Raw genomic sequence first — 21255 nt, 5'->3', positions numbered from 1 at the left:
CGTGCCGACGCCGCGTGCTCAGGCGGCGAACATGTCCCGCATGGACCTCTCGGTGGGCCGCCAGGTCAGCCCGAGCTCGGTCAGCGCGGCCGAATCGTCGGTCGGGGTGTCGGAGGTGAGCAGCCACGCCGCCTCGTAGCCGAACGCGGCGTCGACCTCGACGAACCGCGACGCGACATCCGCGGCGCGGCCCAGCGCCCGGAACATGCCGGGGCGCACCGGAATCCGGCGGATCCGGCGGCCGGAGGCGGTGGCGAGCAGGTCGATGGCGGTGTCGAACGGGACCTGGTGGCCGCCACACAGATACCGGCGCGGCCCCTGGCCGGGAACCATCACCGCCGCGTGCAGTTCGGCCACGTCGCGGACGTCGATCATCGCCATCCCGCCGTCGAGCCGGGGCGCGAATCCGCTGCGCAGCATGGTGTTCCAGCCGCGCTCGGTGATGCCGCGGGTGCCGGCCAGACCCGGTCCGATCACGCTGGAGGGATAGGTGATCACCACCGGCGCGCCGCTGCGCTGCAGTGCCCGGGCGACCCGGTCGGCGGCGGATTTGGTGCGGCCGTAGGCGCTGCGGCCCGTCGCGGTGGGGCTGTCCGGGGTCATCACCGGGTCCGGGCACGGGAACAGCGCGCTGTAGCTGGCCACGTGCACGATGGGGTCGAGGCCGGCCAGGGCCGCGCGGCACAGGAGTTCGGCGGTGGCGTCGACATTGACCTGCCACATCAGCGGTTCGCGGCGGTCGTCGGTGGCGACCACACCGGCCGCGTGCAGCACGGCCGCGCAGCCGTCGAGCAGCGCGGTGATCGTGTCGCTGTCGCGCAGGTCGCCGCGCACGACGGTGATGCGGACGCGGTCGTGCGCGAACTCCGGCCACCACCGGTCCAGCGATTCGCCGGGGTGGACCAGCAGCCGGATCTCGTGACCATCGGCGAGCAGGGCGGCGACCGTGGGCGCACCGAGATAGCCGGTGCCCCCGGTGACGGCGATTCTCACGACAGGTTTCCTTCGGCGATCGGCAGCACACAGCGGGTGCCGGTGAAGATGGTCGGCATGCACTCGTTGCAGTGGGTGCAGGCGGCGGTGGTCGTGGTCTCGGCCGCGATCCGGCGCGGCAGGTCGGGTTCGCACAGCAGCGCCCGGCCCATCGCGACGAACTCGAAGCCCTCGGTGCGGGCGAGCCGCATGCCGTCGTAGTCGGTGATGCCGCCGAGCAACACGAGCGGCATGCGCAGTGCCGCGCGGAACAGCTGGGCGCGCTCGAGCAGATAGGCGCTGCGGTAGGGGTATTCGCGCAGGAACATCGGTCCGGCCACGCGCAGGCCCCAGCTCAGCGGCGGCCCGAAGGTGCGGGCGAAGGACCGCCGTGGTGCGTCGCCGTGGAAGTACAGCATGGGGTTGAGCAGCGAGCTGCCCGCGGTCAGTTCGAGCGCGTCGAGAGTCCCGTCGGCCTCGAGCATCTGCGCGACCTGCACGGATTCGGCCGGGCGCAGACCACCGGCGACACCGTCGTCCATATTGAGCTTGGCCAGCACGGCCAGCCGGCCGCCGACGGCACGTGCCACCCCTTCGGCGATCTCCCTGGCCAGCCTCGCCCGGTTGGCCAGGCTGCCGCCGTAGCCGTCGCGGCGCCGGTTGAGCAGCGGGCTCAGGAAGGCGCTCACCAGGTAGTTGTGGCCGAAATGGATTTCCACCGCGTCGAACCCGGCCTCCTCGGCCAGCAGGGCGCTGCGCACATGCGCGGCGACCAGCTCCGCGATGCCGTCGGCGTCGGGGCGCCGGGTCATGCTCATCCCGAGCGGGGAGAACAGCCTGCTCGGCGACAGCGCGGGCACGCGATTGGACGCGGCGTTGGCCACCGGCCCGGCGTGCCCGATCTGCGCCGAGGCCGCGGCGCCCTCGGCGTGGATGGCGTCGGTGAGCCGCCGCAAGCCGGGTACCGCGTCGGGGCGCATCCAGATCTGGTGCCGGTCGGTGCGGCCCTCGGGCGCGACCGCGCAATAGGCGACGGTCGACAAGCCGACACCGCCCGCGGCGATGCGGCGATGGAATTCGATCAGCTCGTCGGTGACCAGGGCGTCCGGGGTGCGGCCCTCGAAGGTGGCGGCCTTGATCACACGGTTGCGCAGGGTGATCGGGCCGAGGGTGGCCGGGGCGAAGATATCGGTCATCGCGCACCCGGTCCCGCGAGTCCGGCCAGCACGAAATCGCGCAGCGTGGCGACGCTGCCCGCCGACGGCGCGTGGCCCGCGCCGAAGCGCATGATCAGCACCTCGAAGGCGAGCAGCCACCGCCGCTGCGCCTCGGCGGGGTCCAGGTCGGGCAGGAAGCGCACCCAGGAGTCGAGCTGGAACCAGTCCCCGGTCCAGCCCACTTCGCGGCGGCCCAGCACCAGTTCGGCGAGCAACCGCAGGTACAGGCGGCCGCGCGGATCCGCGGCCAGTTCCGCCAGCGGGCCGATCACCGCGTCCACCACCTCGGCGAGCTCGGCCTCCCGCTGGGCCGCCGCACCGAGCTGTTCGGCCCACAGCGGCGCGAGCCGGTCCTCGAGCAGCGCCGCGACCAGTGCGTCCTTGCTGCCGAAGTGATAGTGGACGGCGGCCGGATTGGTCTCGGCGGCGACGCACACCGCCCGCACCGAGACCTCCGCCGACGGCTGTGTCAGCAGGAGTTCCTCCGCCGCCGCGAGCAGCCGCTCCCGCGTCTCCACCGACCGCGCGTCGCGGGGCTTCGTACCGATTGATCCCATACCGTCAGCCAACCAGATTTCCATCGTTGTTTCAATCACTATTTCAAACATTGATTGACAACTGGTTCGCCGTAAACTCTTGCTCGCGGATTGAACGTGTGTTTAGTATATTGAACATGTGTTCAGCCAACAGCCCGTACCGCAAGGATCCACCGCCGATCTGACGACCATGGCCCGCATTCGCGATACCGCGATCGACCTGTTCGGTGAACAGGGTTTCGGTGTCGGTGTCCGGGCGATCGCCGCGGCGGCCGGAGTCTCCCCCGGCCTGGTGAACCATCACTTCGGTTCCAAGGACGGCCTGCGCGCCGCCTGCGACGACCGCGTACTCGAGCTCATCCGGGACGAGAAGCTCCGCGTCATCCGCTCGCAGGGTGCCGCCGGAATGCTCACCGCCCTGGCCGAGATCGAGATGTACGCCCCGCTGCTCGCCTACATGCTGCGCAGCTTCCAAGCCGGCGGCGCCCTGGCCGAGTCCCTGCTCGAGCACATGGTCGACGACGCGCAGGACTACATGCAGGCCGCCGTCGAGGCGGGCCAGCTCAAACCCAGCCGCGACCCCGCGGCCCGGGCCAGATACATCGTGCTCTGCCACGTCGGAGCCACCAACCTCTATCTGCAGATGCGAATGCAGCGCGAGGGAAAGCTCGACTACCGCAAGGCGATCCGGGACCTCTCGGATCTGACCACCTTCCCGGCGCTCGAGCTCTACACCCAAGGCATGCTGACCGATTCGACTCTGCTCGACAGCCTCATCGAGGAGTAGACGATGCCCTCCCCCACCACCGATCGGGTCATCGAAGTCCATGACCTGCGTAAGACTTTCGGCCGATTCACCGCGCTCGACGGACTCGACCTGCTGGTCGGCCCCGGCGAGATCCACGGTTTCCTCGGACCCAACGGCGCAGGCAAGTCCACGACGATCCGCGTTCTGCTCGGAGTCCTGCGCGCCTCCGGTGGCGACGCGGCGCTGTTCGGCCGCGACCCGTGGACCGACGCGGTCGCCCTGCATCACCGAATCGCCTATGTGCCAGGTGATGTCACGCTCTGGCCGTCGCTGTCCGGCGGCGAGACCATCGACCTGCTCGCCCGGATGCGCGGCGGACTCGACGAAGCCCGGCGCACCGAGCTGATCGAGCGGTTCGAGCTGGACCCGACCAAGAAGGCCCGCACCTATTCCAAGGGCAACCGGCAGAAAGTCGCCCTGGTGTCGGCCTTTTCGGCGAACGCCGATCTGCTGATCCTCGACGAGCCGACCTCGGGCCTGGACCCGCTGATGGAGCGGATCTTCCAGGACTGTGTGCGCGAGGCCGCCGCCCGCGGGGCGACGGTGCTGCTGTCGAGCCACATCCTGTCCGAGGTGGAGCATCTCTGCGATCGGGTGACGATCATCCGCGCGGGCCGCACGGTCGAAACCGGCTCGCTCGACCAGCTGCGGCACCTGAGCCGCACGGCGATCACGGCCGAATTGATCGGTGACCCAGGCGATGTCGGCGCGCTGCCCGGCGTCGAGGACGTCGAACGCGACGGCTCGACCCTGCGCTGCCAGGTCGACGCCGACCACCTCGGCCGGCTCATCCGGGTCCTGGGTGACGCGGGCGTGCGCAGCCTCACCAGCGCACCGCCGACCCTCGAGGACCTGTTCCTGCGGCACTACCACGTCGAGGCCGACGGCGCGGCCGCCACCGGGGAGAAGGTGCGGGCATGACCACCATCGCCGCCTCCCCCGGGTTCCTCGGAACCACCCGCACCGCAGGCGAATTCGCGGGCACCGCGCAGATGCTGCGGCTGTCTCTGCGCCGCGACCGGATCATCGCCCCGCTGTGGTCGCTGCTGATCGGGCTGATGCCGGCCCTGCAGATCGTCTCGATCAAGGATCTCTACACCACCCAGCAGCAGCTCGACAGCTTCGCCGCGACCACCGCGGCGAGCCCGGCGCTGCTGGCCATGTACGGTCCCGTGTTCAACTCCTCGCTCGGCAGCATCGGCACCTGGAAGGCCGGGGCGATGTATTCGATGATCGCGATCGCCGCCGTGCTGACGGTCATCCGGCACACCAGGGTCGAGGAGGAGACCGGGCGCGCCGAACTGGTCGGCGCCACCAGCATCGGCCGTTTCGCCGGGCTCACCGGGGCGCTGCTGCTCACCTTCGGCGCGTCGGCGGTGGCCGGCATCGCCTGTACCGCGTCGCTGCTCGCGACCGATCTGCCGGTCGCGGGGTCGGTGGCCTGGGGTGCGGCGCTGGCCGCGTCGGGCGTCGTCTGGGCCGCGGTGGCCGCGGTCGCCGCGCAGTTGAGCAACGGCGCGCGGATCGCGCGCGGCGTCGCGCTGGGCACCCTGGGTGCCGCGTTCGCGATCCGCGCGGTCGGCGACGCCGGAAACGGTGTGCTGTCGTGGTTCTCGCCGCTGGGCTGGTGCCTGCAGATCCGGCCGTACGCGGAGGAACGCTGGTGGGTGCTGGTGCCGCTGGCCGTCGTCGCCACCGGCGCGACGCTGCTCGCCTACCAGCTGCTGCGGACCCGCGATCTCGGTGCCGGCCTGCTGGCCGAACGCCCCGGTCCGGCCGTCGCGGGTGCCGCGCTGTCGGGTCCGGTCGGGCTGGCGTGGCGGTTGCAGCGGGGGTCGATGCTGGCCTGGACGGTCGGTTTCGGCCTGTACGGTCTGCTGATCGGCGGCGCGGTGAACAGCATCGGCGGGATGCTCGACGACAGTGGCACCCTGCGGGACGTGGTCACCTCGATGGGCGGATCGACCGACCTCGAGAAGTCGTTCATCGCCTACGCCATCACCATGCTCGCCGCGGCCGCCGCCGCGTACTCGGTGTCGGCGGTGCTGCGCCTGCACGAGGAGGAGAACTCCGGCCGCGCCGAGAGCGTGCTCGCGGCGGCGGTGGGCCGGGTGCGCTACGCGTCGAGCCACCTGCTGTTCGCGCTTGCCGGTCCGGCCGTCACCCTGCTGGTGGCGGGTCTGGGCATCGGTGTCGTCTGGGGCGCCACCGACGGCGACGTCGTCGGCAAGCTCGGTGAATCGCTGAGCGCGGTCGCCGTGCAACTGCCCGCGGTGTGGGTGGTCACCGCCATCGCGCTGCTGCTGTTCGGGGTGGTCCCGAAATACGCGTCGCTGGCCTGGGCGGTGCTCAGCGCGATGATCGTCGTGGTCCTGCTCGGCGCGCTGGGGACCTTCCCGCAGTGGCTGATGGATCTGGTGCCGTTCGTGCATCCGCCGAAGCTGCCGGGCGCGGCGTTCGACATCGTCCCGATCGGATGGCTGCTGCTCATCGCCGTGGCGGGAATCACCGTGGGGCTCACCGCTTTCCGACGGCGCGACCTGCGCTGAGCCGGAAGCCGGGGTGGTGTGCGTCGCGCACCACCCCGGTGGTCAGTACGCGCCGTCGCCGCGGGTGACCGCGCCGATGGTGCGGCCGATCAGCACCAGGTCGAGGACCATCGACCAGTTCTCGACATAGGACAGGTCCAGACGTACCGAATCCTCCGGGGACAGATCCGAACGCCCGCTCACCTGCCACAGCCCGGTGACGCCGGGCTTCACCAGCAGCCGGCGGCGCATCTCGCCGTCGTAGCTGTCGACCTCGCGCTGGACCTGCGGACGCGGCCCGACCACGCTCATGTCCCCGCGCAGCACATTGAAGAACTGCGGCAGCTCGTCGAGGCTGTACTTGCGCAGGAAGCGGCCCACCGGGGTGACGCGCGGGTCGTCCTTCACCTTGAAGAAGACCGGGTTGCCGCCGTTGCTCTCGATCAGCGCGTCCACCGCGCGGTCGGCGCCGACCAGCATGCTGCGGAACTTGATCATCCGGAACGGGATGCCGTCGCGGCCGATCCGTTCGGACAGGTAGAAGACCGGTCCCGCGCTCGTCGTGCGCACCGCGATCGCGATGGCCGCCAGCATGGGCGCGATGAGCAGCAGCACGGTGGCGGCGAAGCAGAAGTCGAACAGTGCTTTGCGGCTGGACTTGGCGTGGTCGTAGCGCGGCCCGTCGATGTGCAGCATGGGCATGCCCGCGACGATCCGGTTGGTGAGCCGGACACCGGCGATGTCGACCACGCCCGGCGCCACGATCAGGTCGACGCCGAGCGGGTCCAGCTCCCAGGCCATGCGGCGCAATTCGACCGGGCCGAGGTGCTCGGTCGCCGCGACGGCCACCGAGTCGGCGCCGCTGCGGCGCACCGCCTCGAGCACCGACCGATCGTCGCCGAGGACCGAGGGCCCGTCGACGGTGGCGAAGCGCCCGTCCCCGGTGCCGGCGGGCACACAGACACCCACGATCCGGTAGCCGGAGCCGGGGTCGTCGGTGAAGGCGCCGGCCATCGCCTGCGCGGCCTCCGGCGATCCGACCACGAGCACCGCGGTGTGACAGCGCCCCTGGGCGCGCCAGCGCCGCAGCCGCAGTCGCCACACCACCCGGCCCACGATCAGGGCGAACAACCCGGCCGGTAGCGCGATGGCGAGGTAGCCGCGCGCCACCTCGACCCGGAGCAGCAGCGCGAGGATGGCCAGCACCCCGAACAAGCGCATCGTCGCCGAGACCAGCCGCCGGAACTCCTCGCTGCCGGAGCCGATCACCTGCGGTGTGCGGGTCCCGTGCAGCAGGGCCAGCCAGCCCGCGGCCAGTGCCAGCGACACCACCGAGTAGCCGATCTCGTAGGGCAGCGGCCAGGCCAGCGGCGGCGCGGCGGGGCCGTCGAAGCGCAGGATCTGGGCGGCGACGACGGCCGCGAACACGGCCACGACATCGGTGGCGGCCAGGCGTTGTAGGTACGCCGCCTGCCAATTCTCGCGCTGCGTTCGGCGCAGCACTCGGACACCGTTGACCACATCGACATCGCTGCCACCGGCGAGCTCGAAGCTCATGAACCCACACCTCCCCCTCGGGAGACGAATCAATTTCCGGTCGCCGTCGACCGAAAAAGCTGCCCCTGCTCGGCCGCTCTGCCCGTCGATTCGATACCCGTCCGATGATTGTTACAGAGTCTCGAGTGGACTTCTTCCCGAAGGGTATGTGCCACAGTGCATTCCATATGGTTGCCGAGTATGACGGCAATCACATGGCTATCACACGGATAATCATGGCTATCAAACATGATTGCAGGACATTTGATTTCCCCGGTGGGACGAGTCACAATTTCCCGAGGTCTCGCTGTTGTCGCCGACAATTTGCCGAAATGCCCGCGAACAGCCCCAACCTCGAAACATACCACGAATCGGTTTCGCTCCCAGCGGTTTCGAATGGCCCCCCGCGCCCCCCGGTTGTAACGTCTGAGCTCGCCGCGCCGACGTCCGGCATGTCCGGCAGCGGCCGCGATGATCGAACAGCTAGAAGGTGGACCCCGCGTGCAGTGTCGTCTCTGCGATTCCGATCGGCTCGTGAGCGTGCTCGATCTGGGCGCGACCCCACCGTGCGAGAGTTTCCTGTCCGAGGCCCAGCTCGACCTGCCGGAAGCGACCTATCCGCTGCACCTGCGGCTGTGCCGGGACTGCCTGCTGTTGCAGATCCCCGCGCTGATCACCCCCGAGGAGACCTTCACCGAGTACGCGTACTTCTCCTCGTACTCGCGCAGCTGGGTCGACCACGCCGAGCGGTTCGTCGCCACCGCGACCGAGCGGCTGGGACTGGGCAGCGACTCGTTCGTCGTCGAGGTCGCCAGCAACGACGGTTACCTGTTGCGCCATGCGGTGGCCCGGGACATCCCGTGCCTCGGCATCGAGCCGTCGGTCAATGTCGGCGCGGCGGCCAGGGCGGCGGGCGTCCCCACCGAGACCGCGTTCCTCGACGCGGAGTCGGCCGCGCGGGTGCGGGCCGAGCACGGGCCCGCCGATCTGGTGGTCGCGAACAATGTCTACGCGCACGTCCCCGACCTGCGCGGTTTCACCCACGCGCTGCGTACCCTGCTCGCCGACGACGGCTGGCTCAGCATCGAGGTGCACCACGCGCTCAACCTGGTGCGGTTGGGCCAGTTCGACACGGTCTATCACGAGCACTTCCAGTACTACACCGTGCATTCGGCCCAGCGCGCGCTGGCGGTCGCCGGGCTGACCGTGGTCGATGTGGAACTGCTGGAGACCCACGGTGGGTCGATCCGCGTGTGGGCCCGCCCCGACCCGGTCGCGGTGCCGACCGCGCGCGTGGCCGAGGTCCTCGTGCTCGAGCGGGCCGCGGACCTACACGTCCCGGCCGGCTATGCCGAACTCGGCGTCCGGGCCGAGCGGGTCCGGCTCGAGCTGCTGCGCTTCCTGCTCGACTGCCGGGAGCAGGGCAGGCGGGTCGTCGGCTACGGTGCGCCCGGCAAGGGCAACACCCTGCTGAACTACTGCGGCATCCGGCCCGACCTGCTCGAGTACACCGTGGACCGCAATCCCTACAAGCACGGGCGATTCACGCCGGGGACCCGGATTCCGATCCATCCCCCCGAGCGCATCGATGCCGACCGGCCCGACGTGGTGCTGGTCCTGCCGTGGAATCTCGAAACCGAGATCACCGCCCAGCTCCGCCATGTCGGCGACTGGGGCGGCGAACTGGTCTATCCGCTGCCGGTGCTGCACCGCGCGGGCACGGAAACGAAGGTGAACCGATGAAGGTCGTGTTGTTCTGCGGCGGATACGGCATGCGCATGCGCGGCGGCTCCGACGACATCGTCCCGAAGCCGATGCAGCTGGTCGGGCCGCGGCCGCTGCTGTGGCACGTGATGCGCTACTACGCGCACTACGGGCACAAGGAGTTCATCCTGTGCCTGGGCTACGGCGCCGAGCACATCAAGAACTTCTTCCTGACCTATCAGGAGTCGGCGTCCAACGACTTCGTCATCCGCAACGGGCAGGTGGAGCTGCTGGGCAGCGATATCGGCGACTGGTCGATCACCTTCGTCGACACCGGGGTGGAGTCGGCGATCGGCGAGCGGTTGCGCCGGGTCCGGCAGCATCTCGACGGCGACGAGTACTTCCTGGCGAACTACGCCGACGTGCTCACCGACGCCCCACTGGACACCATGATCGAGAGCTTCCACGCCTCGGGCGCGGCGGCATCGATGATGGTGGTCCCGCCGCAGTCCTCGTTCCACTGTGTCGACATCACCCCGGCCGGTGAAGTGAAGGAGATCATGCCGGTGGCCCGGATGCCGCTGTGGGAGAACGGCGGCTACTTCGTCCTCAGCCAGCAGATCTTCGATCTGCTCCCGCCCGGCGGCGATCTGGTCGCCGACGCGTGCGGCGCGCTGGCCGGGCAGGGCCGCTTGTTCGGCTATCAGCATCTGGGCTTCTGGAAGCCGGCCGACACGTTCAAGGAACGCGCCGAACTCGACGACGCCTACCGCAACGGCTCGCGGCCGTGGATGGTGTGGGAGCAGGGGTGATCGGGCTGTTCCCCCGTCCGCCGCGCCGGATCGCGCTGCTCGGCGCGCACTGTGACGACATCGCGATCGGACTGGGCGCGACGCTGCTCGCCCTCACCGGCGCCGACCCGGAGCTCGAGGTCAGGGCCCTGGTGCTGTCCGGTGGCGGCACCGCGCGCGAGGACGAGGAACGCGCGGCGCTGACCGCGTTCTGCTCCGGCACGAAGCCCGAACTCGACGTACTCGACATTCCCGACGGCCGCGCACCGGCGCACTGGGACCGGATCAAGGACGCGCTGGCCCGCTTCCGGCGCGCGGGCGAACCCGACGTGGTGTTCGCGCCGCAGCGCGGTGACGCCCACCAGGACCACCGGCTGCTGGCCGAGCTGGTGCCCACCGAGTTCCGCGACCACCTGACCCTCGGTTACGAGATCCTCAAATGGGAGACCGACACTCCCGCACCCACCCTGTACCACCCGCTGACCCGGGAACTCGTGCGGGAGAAGTCGCGGCTGCTGCACGAGCACTATCCGTCGCAGACCGGCCGCGACTGGTTCGACGAAGAGGCCTTCCTCGGTCTGGCCCGGATGCGTGGCGTGCAGTGCCACGCGCCCTACGCCGAGGCGTTCGTGCTGGACAAGGCGATCATCAGATGGGAACGGACGTGAACATGCGGGTACTGGTCACCGGGCACCAGGGCTATCTCGGCACCGTGATGGTGCCGGTGCTGCGGGCGGCGGGACACAGCGTCACCGGTCTGGACATCGGCTACTTCGCCGACTGCCTGCTCGGCGACTTCGCCGGTGATCCCGACGAGGTGGCCGTGGATCTGCGCGAGGTCACCGTCGACCAGCTGCGCGGCTTCGACGCGGTGATCCATCTGGCGGCGCTGTCGAACGATCCGCTGGGCGCGCTGGCCCCGGAGATCACCTACGACATCAATCACCACGCGTCGGTGCGGCTGGCGCGACTGGCGAAAGAGGCGGGGGTGGCACGTTTCCTGTACGCCTCCACCTGTTCGGTGTACGGCGCGGCCGGTGCCGATCTGGTCACCGAGGACGCCCCGCTGCGCCCGATCACCCCGTACGCGCAGAGCAAGGTGCGGGTCGAGGACGATGTCGCCGCCCTCGCCGACGCCGACTTCACGCCCGTCTTCCTGCGCAACGCGACGGCGTTCGGCTTCTCGCCCCGGCTGCGCGCCGACATCGTGCTCAACAACCTGGTCGGCTACGCGGTGCTCACCGGCGAGGTCAAGGTGCTCTCCGACGGGACGCCGTGGCGGCCGCTGGTACACGCCGAGGACATCGCGACCGCGTTCGCGACCTGCCTGACCGCACCGGCGGCCGACATCTCGTGCCGCGCCTTCAATATCGGCACCGAGGTCAACAATCTGACCGTGGCCGAGATCGCGGCCGCCGTCGTCGACGCGGTGCCGGGGTCGCGGCTGCTGATCACCGGGGAGAACGGCGCGGACCCCCGGTCCTATCGGGTCGACTTCTCCGCCGCGCGGACGGTGCTCGGTTTCGAGGCGCGGTGGACGGTGCCCGCGGGCGCCGCGGAGCTCTACCACGAGTACACCGCTCGCGGCCTGACCGCCGACGACTTCTTCCAGCGGTTCACCCGGCTGCCGCACCTGCGCAAGCTGTGCGACACCGGCGAACTCGACGCGCGGCTGCGCCGGATCAGTGCGACGACCCCAGCGTAGCCAGCAGCCGCGACCAGCTGCCCGCCTGCGCGTCGCGCGCGGAGACCACGCCGACGGGCAGCGGCCAGTCGATGGCCAGGTCCGGATCGTCGTAGGCGACACCGAGGTCCTCGGCCGGGTCGTGGGGCCGGTCGATGCGGTAGCAGACGTCGGCGATGTCGGTCAGCGCCTGGAAGCCGTGCAGGAAGCCGGGCGGCACGTACAGGTGGTGGAAGTCCGCGTCGTCGAGCCGGAACGCCTGCTGCGCGCCGAAAGTGGGCGAGCCGGGCCGGATGTCGACGAGGACGTCGTGCACGGCGCCGTGCGCGCAACGGACCAGTTTCGCCTCGCCGCGGCCGCCGCGCCCGTGCATGCCGCGGATCACCCCGCGCCGGGACCGCGACTGCGAGTCCTGCACGAAGCTCGCCGCGGCACCGTCGACGCCGAGATGCGCGTCGAACTCCGCGGCGTCGAAGGTGCGGGTGAACAGTCCGCGCTCGTCCCGGAACGGTTCGGGAACCAGTACCACTACGTCGGCCAGCTCGGTCCGCTCGATACGCACGAGGACATCCTGTCATGACCCGCCGGTGCCGCGGCTGCGGAAGTACCGCCCTCACCACCGTGCTCGACCTGGGTTCGGTGCCCGCCGCCGATCACTTCCCGCCGCACGACACCCCGGTCGATGCCGCCGAGTCCGGGCATCCCCTGCGGATGGATCGCTGCGCGGGCTGTGGGCTGGCGCAGCTCGCCGACGACGACACCGTCACCGCGGAACCCCGCGGCATCGAGCCGCTGGCCCTGCGTGAGCAAGCCGCCGAGGCGGTTCGGCTCACCGACGCGGCGGGGCTGCTGCGGGGGACGACGGTGACCGAGTTCGGCAGCCCGCACGGCGGCACCTGGCTGCCGCTGCTCACCGATCGCGGCTTCACCACGACCGACGGGCCCGCCGACGTGGTCCTGGATTGCTTCGGCATCATGCACGAACCCGACCAGCGCGCGGCCTTCGCGGCCCGCGCGGCCGCCACCGCACCCGGCGGCGTCCTGCTGGTGCAGTACCACTCACTGGCCGCGATCCTCGCGCAGGGGCAGTGGAACGCGTTGCGGCACGGGCATTTCGCCTACTACTCCCTCGCCACGCTGGACACCCTGCTGCGTGCGGCCGGGATGAGTGTGGTCGCCGGATGGCGGTTCGAGCTCTACGGCGGCACCGTGCTGCTGGCCGCCCGCCACGGCGTCGACCCCGCCGATCACACCGTCGCGGCGATCCGCGCCGCCGAGGCCGCCGCCCCGGCCGTCGACACCCTGCAGCGGGTGGTCGATCAGCACGTCGGCGCCCTGCGGGCCTGGCTCGAGCACCGGGCCGCCCGTGGAGACCGGGTGTACGCCTATGGCGCGGCCTCGCGCGCCGTCGCGCTGCTGGCGATGGCGGGCGCGCACCGCGGCGTGCTCGCCGGGGTCGCCGATGCCTCGCCCGCTAAACAGGGCGGCCGGATGCCGGGCACCGATGTCCCGATCGTCTCCCCCGCCGACCTCGTCGCGGCCGACCCGGACGCCGTCCTGCTGACGCTGCCCGACCTGTACGACGAGGTCACCGCGCTCCTGCCCGCCCTCGACGGCCGCTGGTTCGTCGACGATCCGGCCGGACCACGGGCCCGCGCGCTCGATGCCGTGCCCGGATCACTGTGGCGCAGCTGATCTTTCGCTGATCGGCGGAGGAACGGACACCGTGGGATACTCGATGTGCCCAACGTCGCGCCAGGTGCAGTGCCGCACCGGCTGAGCCCAGATCGTGGGGAGGCGACGTCGAACACGTTGTTCGGCGGGTAAAGGTTCAGGGGAACAAATCCGAGGGGCATCATCGTGTTTCGTCCGCGCGCGCTGCGCAGGATCGCGGCGGCCTCGGCCGTCGTCATCGGTCTCACCATGGGCACCGGCTCGGCCGGTGCCGCCGTCGACAGCAGCAACTCCGTCCTCGACGGGCACAACCGCACCGTCGAGGCGGTCCAGTCACATACCAGGATCGACTTCGTCGCACCGCTGGACGGCAATCCGCTGACCCGCGAGTGGTTCCACAGCGGCGAGGCGTCCTACCTGGTCACCGGCCCGGACGCCGCCGACTGGACCGGGCGTCTCACCATCGGCTACCAGGTCGGCTATCCCGCCACCCTCGACGGACGACTGAAGTTCGAGTGGTCGACGCCCAGCCTCGGCGTCGAGGTCGGCGGCAGCGGTCCGACCGTGAAGCTGGACGGCCTGATCCCCCGCGCCGGCGTCGAGCTGGCGGTGGGGTTCGGCCCGGGTATCCGCGAGGTCGAGGTCGCCGGTGGCGACATCGCCGGAACCGACGGCGTGCTGCGGCTTTCCGGGTTCCACGGCACCGTGACCGGGGTACTCGGCCAGACCAATGTCCGCCCGTTCGTGAAGATCGTCACCGCCACCGGCGACACCGTCGTCACCTACGGCCGGACCTTTTCGATCTGATCCGAGGTCGCGAGCAGCGCGTCCAGCATGCGGGGCAGCGTCACGGCGAGATCGTGGTCGGCCGCGATCGCGTCGCGGCCGCCGTCCCGCAGCCGGGCGCGCAGCGCCGGGTCCCGGCCGAGCCGCCGCAGTGCGTCGCGCAAGGCGATCGGATCGTCGGGCGCGACGCACAGTGCCGTGTCGCCGGTGGCATTACCGCCGTGATCGGTCGCGACGACCGGCACACCCACGCTCATCGCTTCCAGCACCACCAGCGGGCCCGCCTCGGGCAGCACACTCGCCGACACCAGCACATCCCAGCCGCGGATCGTCGGCAGCGGGTCGACATTGCCGAGGAACCGGACGCGGCCGGCCAGGTCGGCCCGCTGAGCCCGTTCCCGCAGCGCGGCCAGATACGGTTCGTCACCCGGATGCGCGGAGCCGGCGATCTCGATCCGGAGCTCGGGGAGCTCGGCGGCAGCCGCCAGCAGCACGTGCTGGCCCTTCCACTCGGTCACCACGCCCAGGATCCCGGCCACCAGGGGCTCGCGCTCGACAACCGGGGCGGGATCGACCGGCCAGCCCACGCCCTGCCGGGCGACCTCGACGTCGAATCCCAACGCGCGCAACGGAATCGCGGCTCGCTCGGATACCGCGACCGCGCGACCGACCGCGCGGCGCCCCGCCCGCGCGACCGCGAGCTGCCGTCGGCTGACCACCACATCGTGCACCAGCCAGACCGTCGACCGCCGTCGCGGCAGCGCCAGCGCCACCGCGGGCAGCGCCATCGTCGAGTTCACCACCAGCCGGACCTCGCCGGTGCGCGCGACCCGCCGGAGCACGCGGGCGGCCAGCCACCACCGCCACACGAGGACGGCGGCGGCGCGCAGCCGCTGTCCGCCCCGCTGACCGGCCAACCCGAGTTCCGGGATCGCGACATGACCGACCGCGGCGGGCAGCAGATTCCGCAGCGGTCCGTCGGGACAGACCACCCGGACCCGCCTGCCCTGTCGCACCGCCAGTTCGGCGAGGGCCAGCATGATCTTCTCGGCGCCCGAGGCCCGGCTGGAATGCGCGACGAACACCAGCTCCCGAGCGTCGCTAGCGGCCGGCACGGCGGGCCTGCGCGTGGGCGCGCAGCACGGCCAGCGCGGGTTTCTCGGTGTAGTCGCGGCGGAGCATGCCGAAGTTGTCCTCGAGATCGTCGCGGTCGTCCCCGGCGTCGACGAGGGAGTAGACGAATACCGGCCCGATATCGTGCATCGTGGCGATCAGACCGAGTCCCTGATCGAGGATCTCGGCCTGCACCGCCTCGCTGACAGCGCGCGCGCCGGTGCCCGTCGGCGCCCCGAATTCGGTCGGCCACAACAGGACCGAGGTGTCGTTGTTCGCGTCCATGATGCGCCGGATGGCCATCAGATTGCCGAACGCGTTGTACCAGGCCGGCGACGCGGGCAGCTCCGGATAGGAGTAGGGGTGCACAGCGATTCCGTCGAAGTCGGCCGCGGCCCCGAGTTCGTAGAGCAGCTCCACGAACGAGGTCGGCGCGATGTCCTGGCCGTTGTTCGTCGCCGGTGCCAGGCCGCCGACGAGGACCTGGCCGTGCGGCTGCCGCGCCCGGACCGACAGCGCGGCCTGGCGCAGCAGATGCGCGTAGACGCCGATGTCCGGCCGCGGCGCGAAGAAGGCGGTGACATTGGGTTCGTTCCAGATCTCCCAGTGCGAGATCTGGTCGCGGTACCGATCGACCGCGTCGCCGACGAACCGGCCGAACAGCACCGGCTGCGGCACCGCCTTACTGGTCTCGACACCCTCGTGCAGCCCGGCCCAGGCGGGCGCGTAGGTCAGGATCGCCAGCACGGACAGGTCGTGGGCCCGCGCCGCGCCGACGGCGCGGTCGGTCGCCGACCAGTCCTGGCGGCCGCGCTGCGGTTCGATCACCGACCAGTCGAGGTCGATCCGGACCCAGGTGGCACCGCTGGCGGCGACGACGGCCATCTGCCGATCCAGTTCCGCCGCATCGGATTCCAGCCAGGCGTGGCCACCGGACACACCGAGACCGGTGGCGGGGGCGGCGGTGTCAGTGGTGATCGGCACGGTCGTCGCGCATCCCAGCATCGTCACCGTGACGACTGCTGTGGTGAGCATCCCCCGGGCGATTCGCCACAGTGTCATCAGGTTTCGGCCCCCGCAAGGTTCGTATCGTCAATCCGTCGGTCCGTCGCACGATGCAGCCGGCGAGGAACAGGTATATCAGGCAGGCCGTGATCGCGGTGACGATCCACGGAGGTGCCCAGTGCCGGTCGATCGTGTTCGCCGCGGCGATCACCGCGGCGGCCACCCCGGCGACGGCGGTCACCGTGGCCAGCGGCACCAGCCGGCGCACCCGGACCGCGGCGGCCAGCGCGACCCAGACCGCGACCAGCAGCACCAGCTGCGCCGCCAATCCGGCGACGGCCGCGCCCGTATAGGACCAGCGCGAGATCAGCGGCCAGGCCAGCGCGAGGTCGACCAGCAGGGCGACCGCGGCGATCCAGGGGATGACCACATTGCGGCCGACGGCCATCAGCGCCACCAGGCCCAGGTGCGCCAGCGCCCCCAGCAGGCCGCCGAGGATCTGGATCCGGGCGGCGTCCGCCGCCGCGTCCAACTCCGCGCCGAACAGCAGCCGGACACTGTCGGTGGCGACCGGCCAGAAGGCCACCAGCGCGGCCAGCCCGAGCGCGGTCAGCGCGATGGTCGCCTGGCGGAAGTAGCGGCGAAAGCGTGCCGGATCGTCCGGCCACAGCGCGATCAGCAGCGTGGTCAGCGGGGCGACCACCGCGAGCGCCGCGGTGTCGAGCAGGTCGGCGAACTTCATGCCGACGGCGTAGAGCCCGACGGACTCGTAGCTGTCGAAGTGCCCGAGTAGCAGCAGCCCGACCTTCTGCAACACGATGATCAGGGCGAGACCGATGCTCAGCGGCAGCGCTTCCCGCAGCATGCCGCCCCACCAGCGCAATTCGATGCGTCGCGCGGGGATCGGCCCGCCCAGCCCGCGTCCGATCCCGACGATCTTCACCACGAGCGCGACGATCTCGTACACGACGGCGGGCACCACGACCACGAGCAGGGTCGGCGACCACAGCACCGCCAGGACCGTCAGCGCCAGCTGCACGGTGCGGGCCAGCGCTTCGGCGGCGGCGACCAGGGTCAGCCGCATCGTCGACTGGAACAGCACGGTCAGCGCGTGACTCGGCGTGGCCACGACCACCACCAGCCCCGCGACCGCGGTGGCGGTGACGACCTCCGGCGGGCACCGCAGGACCAGCACGTACCCGAGCGCCAGGCTGTAGCCGACGAGCCCGAGCACCGTCCGCAACACGATGAACGAGCTGGCGATCTCGGCGGCCTCGGCGGGTTCACCGTGGACCAGCTTCCCGATGACCGCGCGTCCGACACCGAGATCGGTGACGATCGCGAGCATGCCGAGCAGCCCGAACACGAAGGAGAAGTAACCCCATTCGACCGCGGGCAGCATGCGCGCGATCAGCGTGGTGCCCAGCAATCCCAGCGCCGCGGCGAAGATCCGGCTGGCCAGCATCGCCGCGGTGTTGCTCGCCGCGGCCCGGCCGGATCGAGCACGGCCACCGTGCGCGGGATCGTCGCGGGAGACGGCCGCGGTGGCTTCGTCGGTCACGACAGCAGCCCGGCCGCGCGGTAGGCGGCGACGGTCGCCGCCGCCGTCCGCTGCCAGCTCAGCTCGGCCGCCGCGGCGCGGCCGCGCTCGCGCAGGTCCTGGTTGGCGGCCGCGTCGTGCACCAGCGGACGCAGGGCCTGCGCCCAATCCTCGGCGGTCGTCCGCGCCACCAGCACCGCGCCGTCCCCGCAGACCTGGGGCAGCGCGCCGACCGCGCTCGCGACCACCGCGCCACCGCAGGCCATGGCCTCGACCGGCGGCAGTCCGAATCCCTCGTACTGCGAGCAGTAGGCGACCACCGTCGCGGCCGCGTACAGCGCGGGCAGGTCCGCGGTGTCGACGTAGCCGAGCCCGAGCGCCGTGCTCGGCGCCTGCGGGCCGTCGGACCCGGCGCCGGCCAGCACCAGCGGGATGTCGAGCAGACCGGCCGCCTCGGCCAGCATCGCGACCTGTTTGCGCGGTTCGACGGTGCCGACCTGCAGCACGAATCGCGGCGGCAGGTCGTAGCGCGCGCGCACCCGCGCGACCTCGTGGTCCGCGGGTACCCGCGCCCACCCGGCGGGCGCGAGCGAAACGACGACCGCGTCCCGGCCGAACCGGTCCGCGATCCGCTCGGCGGTGAACTCCGAGACCGCGACGAGCAGATCGGCACGGGCCAGCGACATCCGGACCAGCAGCTGTTCGCCCCGCGCCCGGTAGCGGCTGAACGCCCACGGCACGTCGAACACCGACAGGTCGTGCACGGTGCTGACAGTGGCGCGCGGTCCGATGACCGGAACGTCGACGTCGAGCCCGTGGAACACATCGACGCCGCGCAGCGGGGCGATGCCGTGCCAGGCGCGCCGCGCTCCGGCCGCGACCGGACGCGGCACCGGGGTGATGCCCGGGGGCAGGGTCGCCGCGGCATCGGCCTGGACCACGGCCGACAGGGTCGTGCCCGCCAGCAGCGCGGGCATCCGGGCCAGCAGCTCACGCTGATACGTCGACACCCCCGCCCCGTGCGGGCGGCAGGCGAGCGCACCGAAACGTAGTGCGCCACCTGAATTCTCACGTGCCTCGATATTCATGTCACCTGCTCGGGGACGGAGCTGCGCTCGACGGTCGGGGACTGCTGGGTGATCGCACAGCCGACGACGGCGGCCAGCAACCAGAAGTAGAAATCACTCGGGAAGATCTCGAAGTAGCTCGAGGCGACCGCGGCCACCGCACTGGCCAGCACGGCGGCCGCGACCCCGAGGGCCAGGGCCGCGTCGTTCCCGCGCAGGGTGCGGGCCGCGCGAATCGACATCAGGTAGATCACCACCATGATCGCCGCGAACAACCACACCCCGATCGGCCCGAGTTCGATCAAGAGCTTCACGTAGTAGTTGTCGGGCTGGTACGGACGGCCGTAGATCTGCACCTCGCCGGTGGCGTACGGCAGCTTCTCCGCCATCGGGCCGAGTTCCTCGACCAGCTGACGCGCCTTCGCGGCCCCGGTGGAGCCGAGGCCGTCCCCGAACGGATGACTGCCCATCGACCGGAGCACGGTGTTCCACCCGGTCCCCCGGTCGGCCAGGCTCGACGAGGAGAACAGCGAACTGCGGGCCTGCGCGGACACCGCGACACTGCCGAGCACGATCAGCACGACCCCGCCGATGATCACCGATTTCAGCTGCCGCCGGTACCGCACCACCGCCAGCACCAACGCCCCCACCAGCAGACCGGCCAGCGCGGCCCGCACCACGCTCGCCGCGATCCCCGCGACCAGGATCGGCGTCGCCAGCAGGAAGATCCGGTTGCGCGGGCGCCGGGGCGCGGCCAGCGCGACCGATCCGCCGACGAGCAGGACCGTCACCAGGTAGAAGCCGAACGGGAACGGCTGATTGAAGGTGCTGAACGAGCGCAGGATGCCCCCGGAGAACCGGATGGTCTCGTTGTACTCGTACCCCATCTGCGCCAGGCCGGCCGCGCCGATCGCCTGCTGGGCCAGGCCGAACACCGCGATGGCGACCGACTCCACCATCATGATGGTCACCAGCAGATCGCGGTCGCGCGCGCTGAACGGTCGCAGGTACAGGATCAGCGGGACCACGACGAAGTAGAAGAACGTGATCTTGATCGCGAACAGGCCGAGCGAGCCCGCCGTCACGAACGCCGACACGACCCCGAACACGACCAGGGCCGCGCCGAGCGACCACCACGGAATCACCGGGCGCGGTTCGGGTTCGCGCTGCGGGACGAAGACGGCCACCCCGAGGGTGAGCAGCAGCAGCGCCTCCTTCCACCCGTCGACCTGCATCCACCCGGGCGCGATCAGGAGCAGACCGTTGAACGGCACCAGCGCGGCGACCAGCAACAGCCCACGCTGCGGCCGATGCCGGATCCAGCGCAGGAACACCCAGGCGACCGGGACGGCGAGCAGGTACAGCAGCGGGCCCACGCGCTCAGTCCTTCCCGATCGCGCGTTTGACCCGCGCGCACAGCCGGACCAGCGCCTGCCGCACCACCTTGCCGTCACCGACGAGCAGATCGACGGCGCGGATCTGATCGCGATGTCTGCGGCGGTAGTGGTGGTTGAACCGGAGCACGTCGGACAGCTTGCTCAGGGTCGACGTGGTGGACGAATGGTTGAACGCCGAGGCGCGGTTGACCGCCAGCACCCGGCTGTCACCGTAGAACCCGCCGCGCTCGACCAGTTGCGCGACGAGGTCGATGTCCATCGCGTAGAGGAAATCGGTGCGGAATCCGCTGGTCGTGGCGAGATCGCTGCGGCGGAACATGAACGCGGCCGTCGGGCACAGCTCGTCGGGGAGCTTGCGGACGAAGGCCCGCAGGGTGGTACGCGAGGAGCAGCGGCCGAGCAGGCCCGTCAGCCCGCGCGATCGGGCCAGCAGCGTCCCCGCGTCGTCGATGACGTCGAACCTGGCCCCGGTGACGGCGATCGCCGGATCGCGCAGCGCATCGACCTGCGCCGACAGGCAATTCGGGGTGATCAGGTCGTCGGCGCAGACGAGCTTGACCAGCTCGCCGGAGGCCAGCCCGATCGTCCGGTCCCAGTTCTCGGCCATCGGCAGGACGGCGTCGTTGGTGTACAGCCGAATCCGGTCGTCGTCGAACGACCGCACCAGGTCGCCCGTGCCGTCGGCGCTCGCGTTGTCGACCACGACGATCTCGAAGTCCGCGAAGTCCTGCTCCAGGATCGACCCGATGGTCTCGACGATCGTGCGCGCCGCGTTGAATGCCGGGACACACACCGACACCCGAACCCCCACCACTGTTCGATCCTCCATGATTTCCGTCACTCACCGATCCGTCGTGCCCGCTGGGGGCCGGCACGAACCGGCTCAGCGTACCGATC

20 protein-coding genes are annotated in these 21255 nt (G+C 70.9%); 9 read left to right on the top strand and 11 right to left on the bottom strand.

The window, feature by feature from the left end; translation table 11 throughout:
- Positions 1–18 precede the first annotated feature (18 nt).
- The 3 genes from AB0L91_RS27795 to AB0L91_RS27785 are packed head-to-tail and all read right to left on the bottom strand — an operon-like array spanning position 19 to position 2746.
- The gene (locus AB0L91_RS27795; RefSeq protein ID WP_365015086.1) at positions 19–993 is read right to left on the bottom strand and encodes an NAD-dependent epimerase/dehydratase family protein; all 975 of its coding nucleotides are present in this window, start codon (positions 991–993) and stop codon (positions 19–21) included.
- The gene (locus AB0L91_RS27790) at positions 990–2168 is read right to left on the bottom strand and encodes an NADH:flavin oxidoreductase (protein WP_357350721.1); all 1179 of its coding nucleotides are present in this window, start codon (positions 2166–2168) and stop codon (positions 990–992) included. The genes AB0L91_RS27795 and AB0L91_RS27790 overlap by 4 nt, the downstream gene beginning before the upstream one ends.
- Positions 2165–2746 carry a TetR family transcriptional regulator gene (locus tag AB0L91_RS27785; protein ID WP_357350723.1) on the bottom strand — a complete coding sequence of 194 codons (582 nt, stop codon included), beginning with the start codon at positions 2744–2746 and terminating at the stop codon, positions 2165–2167. The genes AB0L91_RS27790 and AB0L91_RS27785 overlap by 4 nt, the downstream gene beginning before the upstream one ends.
- A gap of 118 nt (positions 2747–2864) precedes the next feature.
- On the opposite strand from AB0L91_RS27785, the gene AB0L91_RS27780 reads away from it, so the two are divergent.
- Genes AB0L91_RS27780 through AB0L91_RS27770 form a run of 3 tightly spaced genes read left to right on the top strand, consistent with a single transcriptional unit; the run spans position 2865 to position 6082 of the window.
- On the top strand, positions 2865–3512 hold the full coding sequence (locus AB0L91_RS27780; protein WP_357350725.1) for a TetR family transcriptional regulator: 648 nt from the start codon (positions 2865–2867) through the stop codon (positions 3510–3512).
- A gap of 3 nt (positions 3513–3515) precedes the next feature.
- Entirely contained in the window at positions 3516–4454 is a 939-nt protein-coding gene (locus tag AB0L91_RS27775) for an ABC transporter ATP-binding protein (protein ID WP_365015083.1), read from the top strand.
- Positions 4451–6082, top strand: a complete 1632-nt coding sequence (locus AB0L91_RS27770; RefSeq protein WP_365015080.1) for an ABC transporter permease — start codon at positions 4451–4453, stop codon at positions 6080–6082. The genes AB0L91_RS27775 and AB0L91_RS27770 overlap by 4 nt, the downstream gene beginning before the upstream one ends.
- A gap of 42 nt (positions 6083–6124) precedes the next feature.
- On the opposite strand, the gene AB0L91_RS27765 is transcribed toward AB0L91_RS27770, so the two are convergent.
- Positions 6125–7618 carry a sugar transferase gene (locus tag AB0L91_RS27765; protein WP_357350731.1) on the bottom strand — a complete coding sequence of 498 codons (1494 nt, stop codon included), beginning with the start codon at positions 7616–7618 and terminating at the stop codon, positions 6125–6127.
- 480 nt (positions 7619–8098) lie between these two features.
- On the opposite strand from AB0L91_RS27765, the gene AB0L91_RS27760 reads away from it, so the two are divergent.
- Genes AB0L91_RS27760 through AB0L91_RS27745 form a run of 4 tightly spaced genes read left to right on the top strand, consistent with a single transcriptional unit; the run spans position 8099 to position 11797 of the window.
- Entirely contained in the window at positions 8099–9340 is a 1242-nt protein-coding gene (locus tag AB0L91_RS27760; RefSeq protein ID WP_365015077.1) for a class I SAM-dependent methyltransferase, read from the top strand.
- Positions 9337–10113, top strand: a complete 777-nt coding sequence (locus AB0L91_RS27755) for a glucose-1-phosphate cytidylyltransferase (protein WP_365015074.1) — start codon at positions 9337–9339, stop codon at positions 10111–10113. The genes AB0L91_RS27760 and AB0L91_RS27755 overlap by 4 nt, the downstream gene beginning before the upstream one ends.
- Positions 10110–10760 carry a PIG-L family deacetylase gene (locus AB0L91_RS27750; RefSeq protein WP_357350737.1) on the top strand — a complete coding sequence of 217 codons (651 nt, stop codon included), beginning with the start codon at positions 10110–10112 and terminating at the stop codon, positions 10758–10760. Before AB0L91_RS27755 ends, AB0L91_RS27750 begins: the two co-directional genes overlap by 4 nt.
- 2 nt (positions 10761–10762) lie before the next feature.
- The gene (locus tag AB0L91_RS27745) at positions 10763–11797 is read left to right on the top strand and encodes an SDR family oxidoreductase (protein WP_365015302.1); all 1035 of its coding nucleotides are present in this window, start codon (positions 10763–10765) and stop codon (positions 11795–11797) included.
- Here AB0L91_RS27745 and rfbC read toward each other — a convergent pair.
- Positions 11775–12338 carry a dTDP-4-dehydrorhamnose 3,5-epimerase gene (gene rfbC, locus AB0L91_RS27740; protein WP_365015070.1) on the bottom strand — a complete coding sequence of 188 codons (564 nt, stop codon included), beginning with the start codon at positions 12336–12338 and terminating at the stop codon, positions 11775–11777. The two genes, AB0L91_RS27745 and rfbC, sit on opposite strands and share 23 nt — an antisense overlap.
- A 14-nt stretch (positions 12339–12352) precedes the next feature.
- Here rfbC and AB0L91_RS27735 point away from each other — a divergent pair, with 14 nt between their 5' ends.
- Together AB0L91_RS27735 and AB0L91_RS27730 are read left to right on the top strand one after the other, a co-directional pair.
- Positions 12353–13471: a methyltransferase domain-containing protein gene (locus AB0L91_RS27735; protein WP_365015068.1), complete on the top strand. Its 1119-nt coding sequence runs from the start codon at positions 12353–12355 to the stop codon at positions 13469–13471.
- A 165-nt stretch (positions 13472–13636) separates the two neighbouring features.
- Positions 13637–14257, top strand: a complete 621-nt coding sequence (locus AB0L91_RS27730; protein ID WP_365015066.1) for an MspA family porin — start codon at positions 13637–13639, stop codon at positions 14255–14257.
- On the opposite strand, the gene AB0L91_RS27725 is transcribed toward AB0L91_RS27730, so the two are convergent.
- Genes AB0L91_RS27725 through AB0L91_RS27700 form a run of 6 tightly spaced genes read right to left on the bottom strand, consistent with a single transcriptional unit; the run spans position 14233 to position 21187 of the window.
- Positions 14233–15351 carry a glycosyltransferase family 4 protein gene (locus tag AB0L91_RS27725; protein ID WP_365015063.1) on the bottom strand — a complete coding sequence of 373 codons (1119 nt, stop codon included), beginning with the start codon at positions 15349–15351 and terminating at the stop codon, positions 14233–14235. The two genes, AB0L91_RS27730 and AB0L91_RS27725, sit on opposite strands and share 25 nt — an antisense overlap.
- On the bottom strand, positions 15338–16333 hold the full coding sequence (locus AB0L91_RS27720; protein ID WP_365015060.1) for a beta-xylosidase: 996 nt from the start codon (positions 16331–16333) through the stop codon (positions 15338–15340). Before AB0L91_RS27720 ends, AB0L91_RS27725 begins: the two co-directional genes overlap by 14 nt.
- A complete protein-coding gene (locus AB0L91_RS27715) occupies positions 16317–17915 on the bottom strand; it encodes an oligosaccharide flippase family protein (RefSeq protein ID WP_365015057.1) in 1599 nt (532 codons plus the stop codon). Before AB0L91_RS27715 ends, AB0L91_RS27720 begins: the two co-directional genes overlap by 17 nt.
- Complete coding sequence (locus tag AB0L91_RS27710) at positions 17912–18982, bottom strand: glycosyltransferase family 1 protein (RefSeq protein ID WP_365015055.1); 1071 nt, start codon at positions 18980–18982, stop codon at positions 17912–17914. The genes AB0L91_RS27715 and AB0L91_RS27710 overlap by 4 nt, the downstream gene beginning before the upstream one ends.
- Positions 18979–20337 (bottom strand): O-antigen ligase family protein, encoded by a 1359-nt coding sequence (locus AB0L91_RS27705; RefSeq protein ID WP_365015052.1) that lies wholly within the window; start codon positions 20335–20337, stop codon positions 18979–18981. Before AB0L91_RS27705 ends, AB0L91_RS27710 begins: the two co-directional genes overlap by 4 nt.
- Before the next feature lie 4 nt (positions 20338–20341).
- Positions 20342–21187, bottom strand: coding sequence for a glycosyltransferase (locus AB0L91_RS27700; protein WP_365015049.1), 846 nt, complete (start codon positions 21185–21187; stop codon positions 20342–20344).
- Between the last annotated feature and the right edge of the window lie 68 nt (positions 21188–21255).

The organism is Nocardia sp. NPDC051833, assembly GCF_040681225.1.
GTDB lineage: Bacteria > Actinomycetota > Actinomycetes > Mycobacteriales > Mycobacteriaceae > Nocardia.
Note: the sequence above shows the minus strand (reverse complement) of the source record. Positions and strands in the feature narration are given on the sequence as shown.